13 protein-coding genes and 1 tRNA gene are annotated in these 15542 nt (G+C 62.5%); 5 read left to right on the top strand and 9 right to left on the bottom strand.

Going from position 1 to position 15542, the window contains the following annotated elements; translation table 11 throughout:
• Positions 1 to 32 precede the first annotated feature (32 nt).
• The 4 genes from ispG to GYM67_RS02760 all read right to left on the bottom strand — a co-directional run bounded on the left by ispG (position 33) and on the right by GYM67_RS02760 (position 4476).
• Entirely contained in the window at positions 33 to 1262 is a 1230-nt protein-coding gene (ispG, locus tag GYM67_RS02775; protein WP_396019994.1) for a flavodoxin-dependent (E)-4-hydroxy-3-methylbut-2-enyl-diphosphate synthase, read from the bottom strand.
• The gene (dxr, locus tag GYM67_RS02770; RefSeq protein WP_258561560.1) at positions 1259 to 2542 is read right to left on the bottom strand and encodes a 1-deoxy-D-xylulose-5-phosphate reductoisomerase; all 1284 of its coding nucleotides are present in this window, start codon (positions 2540 to 2542) and stop codon (positions 1259 to 1261) included. The genes ispG and dxr overlap by 4 nt, the downstream gene beginning before the upstream one ends.
• Entirely contained in the window at positions 2539 to 4302 is a 1764-nt protein-coding gene (locus tag GYM67_RS02765) for a DivIVA domain-containing protein (RefSeq protein WP_220237025.1), read from the bottom strand. Before GYM67_RS02765 ends, dxr begins: the two co-directional genes overlap by 4 nt.
• Before the next feature lie 100 nt (positions 4303 to 4402).
• A tRNA-Val gene (locus tag GYM67_RS02760) sits at positions 4403 to 4476 on the bottom strand.
• A 128-nt stretch (positions 4477 to 4604) separates the two neighbouring features.
• Here GYM67_RS02760 and GYM67_RS02755 point away from each other — a divergent pair.
• Positions 4605 to 6149: an MDR family MFS transporter gene (locus tag GYM67_RS02755; RefSeq protein WP_220237024.1), complete on the top strand. Its 1545-nt coding sequence runs from the start codon at positions 4605 to 4607 to the stop codon at positions 6147 to 6149.
• Positions 6150 to 6296: 147 nt separating this feature from the next.
• Here the strand turns inward: GYM67_RS02755 and GYM67_RS02750 are convergent, their stop codons facing one another.
• Positions 6297 to 6713 (bottom strand): DUF3052 domain-containing protein, encoded by a 417-nt coding sequence (locus tag GYM67_RS02750; protein WP_024627263.1) that lies wholly within the window; start codon positions 6711 to 6713, stop codon positions 6297 to 6299.
• A gap of 51 nt (positions 6714 to 6764) precedes the next feature.
• Positions 6765 to 7631, bottom strand: a complete 867-nt coding sequence (locus GYM67_RS02745) for a S16 family serine protease (protein ID WP_220237023.1) — start codon at positions 7629 to 7631, stop codon at positions 6765 to 6767.
• 94 nt (positions 7632 to 7725) lie between these two features.
• On the opposite strand from GYM67_RS02745, the gene GYM67_RS02740 reads away from it, so the two are divergent.
• Entirely contained in the window at positions 7726 to 9342 is a 1617-nt protein-coding gene (locus GYM67_RS02740; protein ID WP_220237022.1) for a zinc-dependent metalloprotease, read from the top strand.
• Positions 9343 to 9378: 36 nt separating this feature from the next.
• Here the strand turns inward: GYM67_RS02740 and GYM67_RS02735 are convergent, their stop codons facing one another.
• Positions 9379 to 10869 (bottom strand): ATP-dependent helicase, encoded by a 1491-nt coding sequence (locus GYM67_RS02735; protein WP_220237021.1) that lies wholly within the window; start codon positions 10867 to 10869, stop codon positions 9379 to 9381.
• 103 nt (positions 10870 to 10972) lie between these two features.
• On the opposite strand from GYM67_RS02735, the gene GYM67_RS02730 reads away from it, so the two are divergent.
• Positions 10973 to 12601 (top strand): phosphotransferase, encoded by a 1629-nt coding sequence (locus GYM67_RS02730; protein WP_220237020.1) that lies wholly within the window; start codon positions 10973 to 10975, stop codon positions 12599 to 12601.
• A gap of 89 nt (positions 12602 to 12690) precedes the next feature.
• Positions 12691 to 12930, top strand: a complete 240-nt coding sequence (locus GYM67_RS02725; protein ID WP_220237019.1) for a DUF3107 domain-containing protein — start codon at positions 12691 to 12693, stop codon at positions 12928 to 12930.
• A 64-nt stretch (positions 12931 to 12994) separates the two neighbouring features.
• Here GYM67_RS02725 and GYM67_RS02720 read toward each other — a convergent pair whose 3' ends face one another.
• Positions 12995 to 13882, bottom strand: coding sequence for a PHP domain-containing protein (locus GYM67_RS02720; protein ID WP_220237018.1), 888 nt, complete (start codon positions 13880 to 13882; stop codon positions 12995 to 12997).
• Between the two features lie 71 nt (positions 13883 to 13953).
• Between GYM67_RS02720 and GYM67_RS02715 the strand changes: the two genes are divergently transcribed.
• Positions 13954 to 14562 carry a vitamin K epoxide reductase family protein gene (locus tag GYM67_RS02715; protein ID WP_220237017.1) on the top strand — a complete coding sequence of 203 codons (609 nt, stop codon included), beginning with the start codon at positions 13954 to 13956 and terminating at the stop codon, positions 14560 to 14562.
• Here the strand turns inward: GYM67_RS02715 and dapF are convergent, their stop codons facing one another.
• Entirely contained in the window at positions 14563 to 15528 is a 966-nt protein-coding gene (gene dapF, locus GYM67_RS02710; RefSeq protein WP_220237016.1) for a diaminopimelate epimerase, read from the bottom strand.
• Positions 15529 to 15542: the final 14 nt, after the last annotated feature.

The raw sequence follows: 15542 nt of genomic DNA, 5'->3' as shown, positions 1-15542 counted from the left end.
TGTAACCGGTGGCGAGGATGGTGCCTATGCGCTCAGCTGGCACGGCCGGTGACCGGAACCACCATGGGCCCTGCCTCCGGCAGGGTTTCACCCTGGACCGCCGCCTTTGCATCCATCCGGGCGGCGATTTCCTTGGCCCGCTCCAGCAGCGTGGGGACGATTTGGTCCTCAGGGACGGTCTGAACCACCTTGCCCTTGATGATGATCTGGCCCTTGCCGTTGCCCGAAGCCACCCCAAGGTCGGCCTCCCTGGCCTCGCCTGGCCCGTTGACGATGCAGCCCATGACAGCCACCCTGATGGGAGCGGTGATGTCCTTGAGACCCTCGGTGACTTCCTTGGCCAGCTCGATCACATCCACCTGGGCCCTGCCGCAGGAGGGGCAGGAGATGATGTCGAAGTGGCGCTGGCGTAGACCCAGGTATTCCAGAATCTTGCAGCCCACCTTGACCTCTTCCACAGGCGGTGCGGACAGGGAGACACGGATGGTGTCGCCGATGCCCTCGGCCAGGAGCGCGCCAAAGGCCAGGCAGGACTTGATGGTCCCCTGCCAGGAGGGGCCGGCCTCGGTCACGCCCAGGTGCAGGGGCCAGTCGCCCTTGGAAGCCAGGAGCCGGTAGGTCTGGACCGTTGTCACAGGATCGTGGTGCTTGACGGAGATCTTGAAGTCGCGGAAGCCCACATCCTCGAACATGTGGGCCTCTTTCAAGGCCGAAGCGACCAAGGCCTCGGGGGTGGGGCCGCCGTAGCGGGCGTAGATGTCCTTGTCCAGGCTGCCGGCGTTTACCCCGATACGCAGGGAAACGCCCGCATCCGTGGCGGCCTTGCAGATTTCTGGGCCGACCTGGTCGAACTTTCGGATATTGCCCGGGTTGACCCTGACAGCTGCACAACCCGCATCGATGGCCTGAAAGACATACTTGCTCTGGAAGTGAATGTCGGCGATGACCGGTATAGGTGACTTCTTCGCAATGATGGGAAGCGCGTCGGCATCATCCTGGCTGGGCACAGCCACCCGTACGATATCGCATCCAGCTGCGGCCAGCTCGGCGATCTGCTGCAAGGTCGCATTGATGTCAGCGGTGACCGTGTTGGTCATGGACTGCACCGAAATGGGAGCGCCTCCGCCGACCGGCACAGGCCCCACCATGATCCGACGGGAGCGGCGACGAGGGTGGAGCGGAGTCTGGCTGATGGCCTGCTCGCCTGTCTTGCGGAACCCTTGGGAGGGTGCTGGCTGTTCGGTCTTGGGAATGCTACTCACGCTGTTATGTCTATCAAAGCATCGGCCCTTTGGCGTGCCTCATGCTCGACTTGCTCCATTACCTCCACGGATGTGAATGTTCCCGGAAGATGCGTTTCCATGGCATCCATGACTGAACGGATGGTTTCGACGATGCCCAGGTAAGGCAGCTGATGATCCAGGAAGCCCCGGACCGCCTGCTCGTTGGCGGCATTAAAGACCGCTGTCATGGGCTCGCAGCTCCCTAGAGCCCGCCTGGCCAGATTGACCGCCGGGAAAGCCTGGTCATCCAAGGGCTCGAAAGTCCAAGTGCTGGCCTTGGACCAGTCGCAGGCCGCAGCCACATGGTCAAGACGGACGGGCGCCGACAGGCCTAGGGCGATTGGCAGACGCATATCAGGTGGCGAAGCCTGGCTTATGGTGGCCCCGTCCTGGAATTGGACCATCGAGTGGACCACAGACTGGGGGTGGACCACCACGGTGATCCGCTCGGGCTCGATCCGGAAGAGCCGACTGGCCTCGATGACCTCTAGACCCTTGTTGACCATGGTGGAGGAGTTGATGGTGACCACCGGACCCATGGACCAGGTCGGATGGTTCAGGGCCTGTTCAGGGGTGACCTCGCGCATGGCTTGGCTGCTCCAACCCCGGAAGGGACCCCCTGAGGCAGTGACCACCAGACGGGCCACCTCTCCATGCTGCCCCGAACGCAGAGACTGCCAGATGGCCGAATGCTCGGAGTCGACAGGGTTGATCTGGCCCGGCCTTATCTCGGCGTCAAAGAGCAGATGGCCTCCGGCCACAACGGACTCCTTGTTGGCCAGAGCCAGCTGGGATCCGGCCTGCAGGGCTGCAATAGACGGACGCAGACCAACTGAACCGGTAATGCCATTGAGGACCAAGTCACTGCCGGAACCGGCCAGAGCCTGGACCGCATCCATGCCTGCCTCTACCTGGATGCCAGTCAACTCCAGAGCCTCGAGAGCCTGCTGCAGAGCCGGAACCTGGGCCTTGTCGGCCAGAGCAAGACGGGTCACGCCAAAATCGCGAGCTTGGCGGGCCAGCAGTTCGACATGCGCGCCGCCAGCGGCCAATCCAGTCACTTGGAACCGGTCCCTATGACGACTGATCAGATCCAAAGCCTGAGTGCCAATGGATCCTGTGGATCCCAGGATGACCAGACTGCGAGACTGGCCGGCATCGTCCCTGGGCGACCAATCCGACAAGATGCGCTCATGCTCGACCGACAAACCAGCCTGCCTGCCTTCACTGCCTGCATTCATTGTTTCCAAATGACTCATCGACCGCCTTTATCCTGCTCCCCCTCGTCACCGAAGGCCGGGAAAGCAATATCAGGAATGTCCAAATCCATCTTGGGCAGATCCTGGTTGAGCAGGGAGGCCAGGTAGGAATCCGGATCCTTGTCCTGCTTATTGCCCTGCGTGTTTTGCGAATAACGGGGCTTGGCCCAGTCGGGCGTATCCGTGCTGCTTCCGGCTGTTTCAGCCCAGGACCGCTCATGGGCCTCAGGCGCTGCTGGCGAGGGTTCCCCATAGCTGCCCAAGGGCCCGCCTGCGCCCAGAGGACCATCGACGAAGGGCGAGGAGATGATTGAGGCGGATCCCGGCATGGATGAGCCGTCAGTGTCAGCACCTGCCGTTGAGGGAGACACTGGCGATTCCGGCCTCGTGGAGGGGACGAAAGCGTTCCCTGCCGAAGTAGGCGGAGTGGAGGCCGTGGGTGCCGAAGAGGTCGGCTGGAATACCGCAGGCTCAGGAGTCTGTGGTGCGGGGGAAGGCGAAGAAGCGGCCACCGAGTTGAATGGCACGGATTGCGCAGCCGACGCGGGTGCTGCTGACGCTGATGTGGGAGCCGCAGGAGTGTGGCTGGTTGGCGCAGAGGCCGGCTGTGCAGCCGCGGGCGGCACGGAGGCGGGCATGACCGATTCCTGTTGACCGGAGACAAAAGGATTGGCAGGGGTGGGATTGGCAGAGCCAACAGGGGCTCCGCCACTCACTCCTGCTGAGGAGGCCGACCTGGCTGTGGAAGAGGCAGGAACAGCTGCCGCCGATGCTGCTGAGGCTACCCCAGCGCCTTCCTGAGTCAGTCGCTGGTTGACGGTCGAAGCCAGAGCACTCAGCGAACTGTTGGGTTGCGCCGTCGGTGCTGTAGGCGTTGTCTGCGTGCTGGCGGCCGGCGCCTCAAAGATAGCCCGCTCCGCCTGGTGCAGTTGAGCGAAATCGTCCTGGCTGCCCTTGTCGCTCGCGACAGCAGAATCATCGGGAATGCTCCAGGCTGGTGCCTGGCTCTGTCCGATCAGCGGCTGAACGCCCGAAACTGAAGGGTTCTGCCCGGCAAGCTGCGAGTGCCCAGAAACAGCAGCTGGAGCCGTTGCATTAACGCTTGCTCTCTTGGCCCTCTCGCTGACCCTGGCAAAGGACTCCAGCTGCTCCAGAAGCTCGACGGCCTTGGCCAGGAAGAAGTCCACCTGGCGCTCGTCATAGCCCTTGGGCCCCCGCCGCTGGGTGAAGATGACGTTGGAGACGCGGTCAGCCGTGATGTCGGTGTTCTTCGACTTGCCTGAGTCGGTCTTCCGTCCCTCATGCAGGTTGAGCTGATCAGAAGTCTTGTTGAGGACCTGCTCGATCAGCCGCTCCACCTGCTTGCAGTCGTATGAGGGCATGCCGGGATCCCCGCGCTTGAAGACGCTGCCCGAGGGTCTGCCGGCATGAGCGGTCAGCTCTGATTGCAAACTGACCATTCTAGTCGTCCAGCCATCCACGCCCACCCGGGCTATCTCCAGACTGGTCTGCCTGTCGGAAATCACCCTTTCCAGCCGTGAGAGGGCAGCATCCACCTGGGTGATGATATAACCGTTCTTGCACAGGTCAAAGGAGGCGTTGGCTATCTCCTCCTGGGTAAGATCGGGGTCCTGGCTCTCATAGAGTGAGTGAGCCCGCTCCAAGAAAGCATCAACCTGCTTGGTGTCATATCCCCACTTGCGCTTGCCCGAGCGCGCGATGGTCGCCTCGGTTCCACGGGCATCAGGCTTAGCTGACATCAGGCATCGACCTCCTGACCTTTCTTGCCAACGATCTTCGTGCATCGATTCTACGTGAGCGCTAAGACGCAACTTCGGGCACACACCCCTAAAACCCCTGTGGTCCCGCCCGGACTCGAACCGGGGACATCCACCGTGTAAAGGTGGCGCTCTAACCAACTGAGCCACGGGACCAGCACACTACCTTAGCAGAATACACGGTGACAAGGCCGCAAGGTGCGGCTATAATCCTCTAGGAATTCGGGCCTTGCCCGCAAAAGAAGAGAAACACACCGTATATACCGCATAAGAGGGGGTTCGGATTGTCACAGACAGTCGATACAGGCAGTGGCAGAAAGACCAACCGCACCTTGGTGACAGTGGCGGTCTTTATTGCCACCTTCATGACGGCCATCGAGGGGACCATCGTCTCCACCGCCATGCCCACCATCATCGGGGACCTGCATGGGCTGTCCATCATGAACTGGGTCTACTCCATCTATCTGCTCATGACGGCGGTCACCACACCCATCTACGGCAAGCTTTCGGACCGCTTCGGCCGCAAGCCGCTGCTGACCATCGGCCTGCTGGTCTTCGTGATCGGGTCCACCCTGTGCGCCCTTTCCCAATCCATGCCCCAGCTGATCAGCGCGCGTTTTCTGCAGGGCTTGGGGGCAGGCGCCATCCAGCCGCTGACATACACGGTTCTGGCCGACATCTATCCCCTGGACAAGCGGGCGGGCATGATCGGTCTGAACGGTTCGGCCTGGGGTATCGCCTCCATCATCGCCCCCCTGCTGGGAGGCTTCATCGTCCAGCAGATAAGCTGGCACTGGGTCTTCGCCATCAACGTGCCCATCGGCCTGCTGGTCATCATCATGATCCAGCTCTTCCTGAGCGAACATATCCAGGCGCGTAAAACCCGCGTCGACTACATCGGCATCGGGCTGCTCAGCATCTGCCTGATCTGCCTGATGCTCGGCCTGCAGAGCCTGGGATCGGCGGGCGATGCGCGGATCACCTTGGTTCTGATTGCGGCCACCGTGGTCACCTTTGCCCTGCTTCTTCATGTCGAGGGCCGCCAGGAAGATCCCATCCTGCCCCTGCGACTCTTTCGGATCAGGACCTTCGTCATCCAGAACATCTGCATGCTCCTGGTGGCCGGATTCCTCATGGGCTTCGACACCTACATGCCCATCTGGATGCAGTCTGTTCTGGGAATGAACCCCTCCCTGGGCGGTTTTGTGGTCACCCCCTCTTCCATTCTTTGGCTCCTGGGCGCCTACCTGGCCGGACCTCTGACCATGCACCACCCGCCGCACCGGGCCACCAATATCGGCCTGGCCTTCATCCTGACAGCCTGCGTCTGTTACATAGCCGTCCCACAGGCCACCGCCTACTGGGTCTTTCTGGTCATTTCCGCCGTGGTCGGCTTCGGCTTCGGCCTGACCATCACCACCTCGACCATCACCGCCCAGAGCGTGGTGCCAGCAGGTGATGTGGGCGCCTCGACCAGCTTCAACACACTGGCCCGTTCCCTAGGGCAGACCCTGATGGTCTCTATCTTCGGCATCGTCATGAACACGGTCATCGCCCGCGAGGTGCCCCAGCATAAGGGGCTGACCGAAGACATGATGAACAGCATGATCAACCCGGCCACAGCAGGGAGCATCCCCTCTCGCCTGCTGGGACCGGCCCGCACCATCGTCTTCGACGGCCTGCATTGGATCTTCCTGGTGGGCCTGGTCATCCTGATAATCGCCTTGGTGGCCAACCTCTGCGATATCCGCTCGCGCACGCTGCTGGCCGAATATCAGAACAAGGCCACGACGGTGGCTCCTGCCGTTGCTGAGGATGGCGAGCAGTAAGGGCCGTTGTCCAGACGGATTCCTCCGGGAATTCCTCATGAACGACAAGGAGGTGGTGGGCATGTTTGATCCTGATGCCCGCCACCTCGTTCATTGGCGCTTATGCGATATGTCGAGCCGACGCAGGTACCGTTACAGCCAGGAGTCTTACTTGCCCTTGCCGAAAGCCCGCAGCTGGGTGGCGTTCCAATCCTTGCTGACGGTGGTGGGCATCAGGGCGTTCATGCCCGCAGTCTTGGCCGCATTGGAGACGACCCCTGGCGCCGAAGCTCCAGGTCTGCCGGGTTTGGGAGTCAGCACCCAGAAAGGTGCGCCCTTGTTGACCATGGCCGAGGCATCCATGATGGTATCCGCCAGATCGTCCTCGGCATCACCGTCCCGCCACCAGATGATGACCCCATCCACGGCTGCGTCATAGTCCTCGTCCACCAGCTCTTCGCCGGTCAGATCCTCGATCCTAGTCCGGATCCCGTCGTCGACATCGTCGTCCCACATCCATTCCTGGACGATATCGCCGGGATGAAAACCGAACTCTTCCGCTGTATAGGTTGTAGTCTCAGCCACGGCTTCAGCATAACAAGACTGCCGGAATTCACCAATCGGACCGGCCTTGTCTTACCTGCCCTTGGCGGCCATGCAGCGGGGCAGCACCTCCCCCTGGCCATGGCCGATGGCCACCAGGGCCTTGTAGGCCTCATCCAGGGTGGACACCCGCACGTCGCGCAGTCCTTTGGGCACATGGCCTGCCACCTGTGAGCAGTTGGCGGCTGGGGCCAGGAACCAGGCGGCGCCGTCCCGTCTGGCCCCCAGCATCTTCAGCTGAATGCCGCCGATGGCCCCGACTCGCCCTTTCTCATCCATGGTGCCGGTCCCGGCAATGGTCAGGCCACCGGTCTCCTGCTCGGGGGTGATCTTGTCGATGGCCCCCAGGGTATACATGAGTCCGGCCGAAGGGCCGCCTATGTCGGCCACCCTCATGCTGAACTGCAGGCCTGATACGTCATATCCACGAGTCTTGAGGAAGGCCAGAGCCTGGGCCGAGGCAGCCTTCTGGGAGCCGTGCATATCGCCCTGCTCCTGGCGCTTGTACTCCTCCACGCTTTGTCCGGGAGGCACCACGGCCTCTTGGGGAAGCACCGTGGCGTGAGGGTCGGCCCAGCCCACCAGGGCATCCAGATTTGAGGCCGGGTAGCCGGGGATTCCGCGGGCATTGACCGTGGTCATCAGCAGCCTGCCCTTGTCACGATGGACCTGACCACCCTTCACCTTGATGACTGGTGATCCTTTTGAACTTCCCAGCACATCCTGGGTGGGGCCGGGCGTCTCAATGGTGTAGGGCGAAGGGAGGAAAAGCACCAAGAGGGCCAGAATGACCAAAAGACCGCCGACCAGCATTTTGCGGGTGGGTCCGCCAAGTGTCCCGATTTGCCTTTCGGGTGCGCCTGTGGCGCAGTGATCCGATTTCCCGTGCGGAAGTGTCATAGCTCCAATATTATGGTTGATGAAGACGATAATCCCGGCAGACGTCAACCTAAGCGGCGGGCGACCTGCCTTGGCGAGGACTGGAAACAAAGCAATGGACGAGAATGCAATCCACCAATGGCTCATTGAGTGCTTCGGCCCGGTGCAGGGCGAGCTGGCTTGGAGTCAGTTCTCTCAGCTGCCTGAGTCCATCCGCTCCCAGATGGCTGCCCAGGGAGCCGAACAGCTGCCCAAACCCGCCGAAGTCCAGGCCCTGATTCAGGCTTTCACGGCTGGAGGACTGAACACTCCGGCTGACATGCAGGCCCAGGCTGACCAGGGGCCCATCAACGTCGCGCTGGCCAAGAACATCGCCCTGGGGCGCACCAGGGCCGACCAGTCCGACACCGCTGTCACAGCCGAGGACAGCGACCGGGTGGCCCGAGTCATGAGCGAAGCCAACCTCTGGCTGGACACCGTCTGCGCCTTTGACCCCGCCCCAGGCCAAACCGAAGCCTTGACCCGTGCAGGATGGATCGAGGGCAGCATAGACGCTTGGGTTCAGTTCGCCTCGCCGGTGGCCCAGGCGGTCAGCGAGGCCTTGACCTCCGTCATAAGCCAGCGCTTCCAAGGTTTCGACCAGGGTGAGATTTCGGGGATGTTCGCCGGACCTGTGCCCATCCCCTTGCCTGACAACCTCAAGGATCCGACCACGCTGATGAGGCTGCTGGGGAACACCTCATTCGCCATGCAGCTGGGTCAGGCCGCCGGCGAGCTGGCCAAGGAGGTGCGCGGAGGATTCGACCAGGGCATACCGTTGCTAAAGAACCCCGCCGGAGCCCTCATACCTCAGAACATCAAGGCCTACGCCAAATCCCTGCAGCTGGATCTGGACGAGGTCACCCGCTACATGGCCCTCAAGGAAGCCGCCCACGCCCGGCTCTACGCTGCCGTCCCCTGGCTGATGCCGCGCTTCGAGGCCCTGATCGGCAAGTATGCCCGGGGAGTCTCTATCGACCTGGACGCTGTGGAGGATCAGCTGCGCGACGCTGAGCAAATCAACCCCGAATCGATCGCTGGCGCCATCAACCTCAGCAATGTCGGCATTGAGGATACCCCTGAGCAGAAAGAGGCCCTGCACAGCCTGGGCGACCTGCTGGCCCTGGTGGATGGCTGGGTGGATTGCGTGGTCTGGAACGCCGGCATGGCCCACCTGCCCCACCTGGAGCAGCTGCGGGAGATGACACGACGCGAGCGTGCCGTGGGAGGGCCGGCTGAACAGACCTTTGAGTCCCTGCTGGGCCTGCATCTTCATCCCAAGCAGCTACGAGAGGCCGCCGACCTTTGGGAGCGCATCACCGCAGAGGAGGGAATCCAAGGCCGTGACAGTCACTGGTCCCATCCTGATCTGCTGCCTTCGCTGCCTGTTAAGGTCGAAGGCGGTCAGGGCGGAGCATCTACATCTGCAGACGGGCAATCCGAGCAGAAGGCCGCCACTTCCGCTCCCTCGGTGGACTGGGATGCCGAGCTGGACAAACTATTGAATGCCGAGGAAAAGGATTCCTCTGTCGATTCGACCGCCTCCGCAGACTCCGGAGCTTCTGATTCCCACGCTGCAAATGACCAGGAACATTCAGGCCACGAGGCTCCGGGCGACCAGAAGAGCACCCGCGACAGCAACCCGGACCAGGATGACTCAGACAGGAGAGATCCTGACAGCAGCCAGGACTGAACACCCCCTACGTTCCGATGGACGAGACGTTGGTCCTCAGCGGTGAATGAACCGGCTGGGGGTGCGTCGGACGAAGGCGCTGCCATCCTTGTGCTCCGCGTAGGAAAGATGCAGGGTGTCCTCTGCTCGGGTCACCCCTACGTACATGAGGCGGCGCTCCTCCTCCAGGGCATCTCCTTCCGGCGGTGAGCCAAAGGGAATCAGCCCCTCGGCGCAGCCAACAATGAAGACATGAGCGAACTCCAATCCCTTGGCAGCGTGAATAGTAGAGACCGTGACCCTCCCCTGGCCCATGCCGCCCTCAAGCTGTTCCAGTACTTCCTGCCTGCTCAGATCGACCGACTGGTTCTGCCAGCCCGACTCGGTACGCACCCGATAGCCGATTCCGCGTTCGTGCAGGGCACGGCAGATCAGGGTCTGCTGGGCATTGATCCGGGTCAGGATTGCAAACTGGCCGGGCCGCGCCCCCTTCCGAATCATGGAGGATATGCGGGAGGCCACGGCTCCAGCCTCATCGCCATCGTCCTCATAACGTGTCATCGCGACCCTGCTGCCCGCCTGACGGGCCGAGGCCAGCTTCAGATAGTCGTCACGCACCGGCGAGCGCGCCAGAATGCCGTTGGCGTAATGGACTACCCTACCCGTGGACCGGTAATCGGTGGACAGATCCAAATCTGCCTTAATGCCGGGGAATTCCTGGGGGAAGTTCAGCAGATAGTAGGAAGTGGCTCCAGCAAAGGAGTAGATGGTCTGGGCTGGGTCCCCCACCACACAGAGGTTCTGCCTGCCGTTGAGCCAGAGCTTGAGCAGCCGGTGCTGCAGGGGCGAGACATCCTGGTATTCGTCCACGGTCAGCCAGCCGATTCGGTCTCGAATATCTGCAGCAGCCTGGCCGTCTTCCTCCAATATGTGGCAGACCAGCAGGAGGATATCATTGAAGTCCATCTGATTATGGGCGGCCTTGGAGCTCTCGAAGACCGTGTACAGGTCGGCCATTCGATCGGCCTCCAGACCGGCCGGCGGCAGACGGTGACTGGCCGCGCAGACACGAACGTAGTCCTGAGGGGCAATCAGCCCCACCTTGGCCCAATTGATCTCCGCCGTCAGGTCCCTGACCTGGCCCGGGTCGGCCTCCTGCCCGCAGACCCTCTGGTAGGAGGAGGACACCAGAGGACCCACATCCTCAATCAGATCGGGAGGGTAGGTCCCGCTGACCTGGGGCCAGACCCGTCTGAGCTGTTGCAGGGCCGCCGAATGGAAGGTCGCCGCCTGCAGGGAGGCCGACACGCCAAGCTTGGTCAGACGATCACGCATCTCGGCTGCGGCACGGGCCGAAAAGGTAACTGCCAAGGTTCTGGAGGGCTCCCAGCTGCCGCTGGCACAGGCATAGGCCATCCGCCGGGTGATGGTCCTGGTCTTGCCAGCCCCGGCCCCCGCGACAATCCGCACAGGCCCGTCAAGCACGCTAGCCGCCTGCCGCTGGGCTGGATCCAGACCCTCCAGCAATCGTTCCTCATCCTCATGCACACCCCCATTGTGTCAAAGGCCGGTACCGGAACCGGCGGCGGCGTGCCCATGTGGTCTAGTGGGCAACCGTATCCACAACAGTCCTTGTATTATCCTTGAGGGTGTGAGTGAACGAACGAAGCTGACCCTGGCCGCCCTGGCATCGGCCACCATGCCCGAGGTGCCCATGACCGGTGCGCGGGACTGCGACCAGCTCAGCAGCCTGGACCGTACACAGGGCGTGGACTGCGCCGTGGTCCAGGATGCAACCGGCAACGTCTACGACGTCTGGGCCACCAGCTCGGAGGCCGGCAAACGTCGGCTGGCCGCTCGGGTCAAGGCGGCTCAGGCCCTGGCCGATGCCAAAGAGATAGCGGCCACGGGCTTCCGGGTCGAGCGCATATTGGCCTACCAGCCCGGGGAGAGGGCCGATAGTCCGACCGGCACCACCGCTGTTGCCGTCATGACCCACTGCCCAGGCCGAATCCGTCCCCTTCATCTGCTGACCTTGAACGAATGCACCGCCGCAGGCACCGCCATCGGCGCCATCCACCGGGTGCGTCCTGATTTTCTGAAAACCCACGGATATCCGGTCTTCTCCACCGCTCAAATCGCAGCCCAACTGCGGGGATGGATCAAGCGGCTGCGCATGGATGGCCACGTGCCCAAGGAAATCACCGATTCCTGGGCCTCCATCGTGGCGACCGACGGACTCTGGTCCTTTGAAACCTGCACCGTGCACGGAGGCTTCTCCGATGGAGACCTGCTCTATGCAGGCTCCGGGCTGAGCGGACTCTACGGCTGGCAGGATATGCAGGTCAACGATCCTGCCCGTGATCTGGCCTGGATCTTCGCCAAGCTGGACGGATCCCGCCGCAATGCAGTCATTGCAGCCTACGGCAGGATGATGGGGGCTCGGCTGGACGACCTGATCATGCTCCGAGCCAACCTCTGGCTGCAGATGGAGCAGGTGGGCGACTTCATCACCGCCCTGGATCATGCGGACAACGAACGGATCATCCAATTCAAAGCCCAGGTTGAGCGCCTGGCCCAGCAGCTAGGCGATCATGAGCAGGTCCAGCGCACCCGTCGCCAGGAGCAGACGCCAAGTCCGTCACCTGCCGGTGCACCCTCCACCATCACCGTAGGCACCCTGCTGGGCGACGATAATGCTGAAGCCCCCTCTGTAGCCGAGCTGCTGGAGAATCCGACACCAGAACCGGACCCCGCCCCGACAGAAGCGTCCGATGAAAGCTCAGCCACCATCGCCATCAACAGGGCGGAAATGGCTGATCTGGCTGTGGCCCAGACCGCCATGGGGCACTCCGATGCCAGGAATAAGCCCATTGGGCAGGGCCAGAGCACAGACCTTGGCAGTGACGATCAACGCAAGCAGTCAGCTGTTGCTCCTGCTGCCCAAGACGAAGACTCAGGCCTGAGCGATCACTTCCGCGGCATCGGCAACCCAGCCCCCAGCGACGGGGATGCAGATGGCGAAGCGGATTCGCAGGCTGCAATAAGCCACTCGTCCGGAGATGACCAGCCCTCGAACGCCGCTGATTCAGGAGACGCCGTTTCCCAGCCGCATGATGCTTCGTCAACTCAGGCTCTTGCAAACGATCAGACAGAGACCATCGTCCTTCCCAGAAAACCTCTGCCCGAGCAGATCCCCACACTCACCACAGACGGACAAGCATCGGCATCGCCGCCAGAGACGAGCTCTCCCCAGGAGGAGCCCCACGAGGACGCTTAGAGCGTAATCACCAGGGTCAGCGAATAATGAGACCGGAAGATCCGTGGACCGGCAGGTCTGGGCGACGGAGAAAAACCTTGGAGGTAACGATGGATATCGAATTCGGCATCAAAAATGTGGCCCGCACGGTCAGCTTCAGCACCAACGCCAAGGCGGACGAGGTGGCTGCCCACATCGCCCAGGCACTGAACGAGGGCGGACCCATCGATTTGGTGGACGACAAGGGTCGGCACATCATCGTTCCCAAGGAGTCGCTAGGCTACGCAGTGGTTGGTTCCGACACCACCCATCCTGTGGGCTTCGGCGTTCTGGGAGGCTCCTCCGACTGAGGCTGTGATCGCCTGACGGGGGCGGCAGGATCCTTGTGGTCCGACCGCCCCCGATTCGTATCCGTTAACCCTTCCAGGCCACCGGATGGCTCCCCCGGGCCCTGTCCACGATTCGGGCCACCACCTCGTCGCTGGTGCTGTTCTCCCCCATGTGATTGGGTTTGCCTTGGCCGTGCCAGTCCGATCCGCCGGTCACCAGCAACCCCCAGCGCTGAGCCAGAGCCAACAGCCGTCGACGCTGCTCGGGCGGATTGTCCCGGTGCCAGACCTCCAAGCCTCCCAGGCCCTTTCTGGCCAGCGCGGCGATCTGCTGGTCGGAAAGCAGGACGGGATTGCGGCTGACCGCACCCGGGTGAGCAATGACCAAAACGCCCCCCGCATGGTTAACGGCTGCCAGCACCTGGTGGGTGGTCGGCGAGGGCGTGGGGAGGTAGTAGGCGCTTCTGGAGGAGCAGACCCCGGCGAAAGCCTGGCTGCGGTCGGCATAGACACCGGCCTTTACCAGAGCGTCGGCAATATGCGGACGGCCCACCGTTGTCTTCGATCCCTCCTTGACCTGGTCCAGCACATTTTGCCAGGTGATCGGATAATCTCGGGAAATCTGCTCGACCATGGTCCTGGTTCTAGCCAGCCTGGCCTCCCTGGTCTTGGCAAAGAGCCTGGCGATGACCGGATCCTCCGGATCATAGAGGTAGGCCAGCATGTGAACCGAGACACGACCATCCTGCGCGGTGATTTCAGTGCCCGGCAACAGTGGCATCCCCAAGTTTTGGGCAACCTGACGGGCCTGATCCCAGCCCGCATTGGTGTCATGGTCGGTGATGGCCAAACCTTCCAGACCCAGCTGCTGCGCCTGCTCGACCATCCCCCTGGGCGTCACGGTGCCGTCCGAGAACACGGTGTGGCAGTGCAGATCCCACCCGGAAACCGTGGCAGTATCCTCATGCGTCATGCCTCCATCCTAAACTCGTGAACGCGTTCCTGTCCCAGAGAACCTCCCCAGCCATTGAGGTGATGGACCCCATGAGTGAATCGACCTCTTCAGCCCCTTCCAGCTATCTGATTGCCGCCCTGGCCTCACTTGCAACCCTCTACGCCAGCCTGGTTCTGTCAGCGGAAACCCTGCAGCTGGCACGTCACCCTCAGGGCCAGCTCAGCTGTGACATCAACTCAGTGGTCTCCTGCTCAGCTGTGGCCCACTCACCCCAGGCCGAGCTGTTTCGTCTGGGCACCCTGCCGGTTCCCAATGCCTTCCTTGGACTGATCGCTGAATCCGTCTTTCTGACGCTGGCCGTTGTGGGCCTTTGCCGGATCAAGATGCCCGCGCTGCTGGCAACAGGGACCTGGCTGGCCTCGCTCGCCGCTCTGGCCTATGCGCTCTGGCTGTTCACCCAGTCGCTCTTCGTCATCCACGCCCTATGCCCTTGGTGCCTGGTCATGACCTTCGCCACCAGCCTGCAATTCATGGCTTTCAGCCACGCCACGGTGACCCAGCAGGGTCTTCCGCGCAAGAGGTCGGGATGGCTGCAGATCTACTACCAGCGGCACTTCGATCTGATGGTCGATCTGATCTGGCTGGTTGCCTTGGCAACCATCGTCTTGGCTGTGGAAGGCTCTGCCCTCTTCGGCTGATCAGCAGCCTGGCACGTGCTCCAGGGTCAGACGGGCGACCATTCTGGCCGGTCCGGTCAGCCACACATCCTGCGGATCCACATCCACCTTCAGACAGCCCCCGCCCACATGGATGGTCCAATGATCGACTCCAGTCAGGGCTCGCAGCAGCACGCCGCTGGCGCATAGGCCCGTCCCGCAGGACAGGGTCTCGCCCACGCCTCGCTCATAAACCCTCATGGTCGCCCGACCGCTGCCATTGTCGGCATCCAGGGCATCCAGACGCAGGAATTCCACATTCTGCCCCTCGGCAAGCCCGGGCCTGACTCGCGGCGGGGCCGACAGGTCCAGATCGCCCGGATCAGGCAGATCGGTCCTGGCCAGCAGGTCGGCCACGGTCCCCGGCAACCCGCTGGCCTCCAACTCGGCAGCGACTGCCGTCAGAACGACTGCGTGGGGATTGCCCATATCCACCATGGTGCCAGGAGCCGAGCCTCCTAGGGCGCCGCCGTCAATCAGCTGTTGCCCCACCGGCCCCATCCGCCAGGCCCCGACCTTGACCATGAACACATGCTCGCCATCGCACTTCATCGGACTGCACGAGACAATCCGCTTGACCCCGGCTCGGGTCCCCAGCAGGAAGGAGGACCCCTCCATAGTTGGCGTCAGCCCCTGCTTCTGAGCGAAGAGGGTGATAGCCCGCGTCCCGTTGCCGCACATCTGCGCCAGTGATCCGTCCGCGTTGCGGTAGTCCATGAACCACTGACAGCCGAAACGGTCACAAGCATCCACCTGCGCCTGGTCCAAGTCGCTGACATCGGCCGGGTGGGTCAGCCGAATCACCCCGTCGGCTCCGACCCCGAAATGCCGGTCACACAGCCACCGCACCTGGTCGGCCGTAGGTTCCAGATCCCCCCGGGGATCGGCGTAGACCACGAAATCGTTGCCGGTGGCTTGCATTTTGTAAACAGTCCGGGGAATACTCATGCTTGTAGGGTACG

Source organism: Bifidobacterium asteroides, from assembly GCF_019469425.1.
GTDB lineage: Bacteria > Actinomycetota > Actinomycetes > Actinomycetales > Bifidobacteriaceae > Bombiscardovia > Bombiscardovia asteroides_I.
Note: the sequence above shows the minus strand (reverse complement) of the source record. Positions and strands in the feature narration are given on the sequence as shown.

Bases quoted from the DNA above. Each gene is read 5' to 3' on its own strand.
- GYM67_RS02745 (WP_220237023.1), bottom strand. From the start codon at position 7,631: ATGACACTTCCGCACGGGAAATCGGATCACTGCGCCACAGGCGCACCC.
- dapF (WP_220237016.1), bottom strand. From the start codon at position 15,528: ATGAGTATTCCCCGGACTGTTTACAAAATGCAAGCCACCGGCAACGAT.
- GYM67_RS02740 (WP_220237022.1), top strand. From the start codon at position 7,726: ATGGACGAGAATGCAATCCACCAATGGCTCATTGAGTGCTTCGGCCCG.
- dxr (WP_258561560.1), bottom strand. From the start codon at position 2,542: ATGAGTCATTTGGAAACAATGAATGCAGGCAGTGAAGGCAGGCAGGCT.
- GYM67_RS02725 (WP_220237019.1), top strand. From the start codon at position 12,691: ATGGATATCGAATTCGGCATCAAAAATGTGGCCCGCACGGTCAGCTTC.
- GYM67_RS02720 (WP_220237018.1), bottom strand. From the start codon at position 13,882: ATGACGCATGAGGATACTGCCACGGTTTCCGGGTGGGATCTGCACTGC.
- GYM67_RS02715 (WP_220237017.1), top strand. From the start codon at position 13,954: ATGAGTGAATCGACCTCTTCAGCCCCTTCCAGCTATCTGATTGCCGCC.
- GYM67_RS02765 (WP_220237025.1), bottom strand. From the start codon at position 4,302: ATGTCAGCTAAGCCTGATGCCCGTGGAACCGAGGCGACCATCGCGCGC.